Origin of the sequence: Musicola keenii, assembly GCF_014855505.1 — a bacterium.
Classification (GTDB): domain Bacteria; phylum Pseudomonadota; class Gammaproteobacteria; order Enterobacterales; family Enterobacteriaceae; genus Musicola; species Musicola paradisiaca.
The window spans coordinates 1-669 of the sequence record NZ_JAAWVW010000059.1 but is presented as its reverse complement, the minus strand read 5'-3'; the positions used below and the strand labels follow the sequence as shown (position 1 = coordinate 669).

Annotated in this window: 2 tRNA genes and 2 rRNA genes; all 4 read left to right on the top strand. The window is 50.8% G+C overall.

Going from position 1 to position 669, the window contains the following annotated elements:
• Nucleotides 1-69: ribosomal RNA gene (locus HEP82_RS19830) — 16S ribosomal RNA — on the top strand; the annotation flags it as partial.
• Nucleotides 70-140: 71 nt separating this feature from the next.
• Nucleotides 141-217 (top strand) — tRNA-Ile (locus HEP82_RS19825).
• 111 nt (nucleotides 218-328) lie between these two features.
• Nucleotides 329-404: transfer RNA gene (locus HEP82_RS19820), tRNA-Ala, on the top strand.
• A 165-nt stretch (nucleotides 405-569) separates the two neighbouring features.
• Nucleotides 570-669: ribosomal RNA gene (locus tag HEP82_RS19815) — 23S ribosomal RNA — on the top strand; the annotation flags it as partial.

Below are 669 nucleotides of genomic sequence, written 5' to 3'. Positions count from 1 at the left end.
TGATTCATGACTGGGGTGAAGTCGTAACAAGGTAACCGTAGGGGAACCTGCGGTTGGATCACCTCCTTACCAGAACTGAAGCGCGATGCGCAGTGCTCACACAGATTGTCTGATGAAATAAACGAGCAAGAAAACCTTATAGGCTTGTAGCTCAGGTGGTTAGAGCGCACCCCTGATAAGGGTGAGGTCGGTGGTTCAAGTCCACTCAGGCCTACCAACTCTACTTATCCTAGAAATCTCCGATACGGTACTGTCGATGCGTGAGCAGGGCGGCGGGTATGTCGGGTGTTTTGGCGGCTAAGCGGGTTGACAAGGTTGATGCATATTTGGGGCTATAGCTCAGCTGGGAGAGCGCCTGCTTTGCACGCAGGAGGTCTGCGGTTCGATCCCGCATAGCTCCACCATTCTCGATGATGACTTCAGAGCATACTGGGAACAGTGTGTTGCGAAGTATCATGCTCTTTAACAATCTGGAACAAGCTGAAAATTGAAACGACGGCATATGGATGAGAATTCATGTGTTGTTCGAGTCTCTCAAAACTCATACCCGAGACACTTTCGGGTTGTGAGGTTAAGCGACTAAGCGTACACGGTGGATGCCTAGGCAGTCAGAGGCGATGAAGGACGTGCTAATCTGCGAAAAGCGTCGGCGAGGTGATATGAACCTGT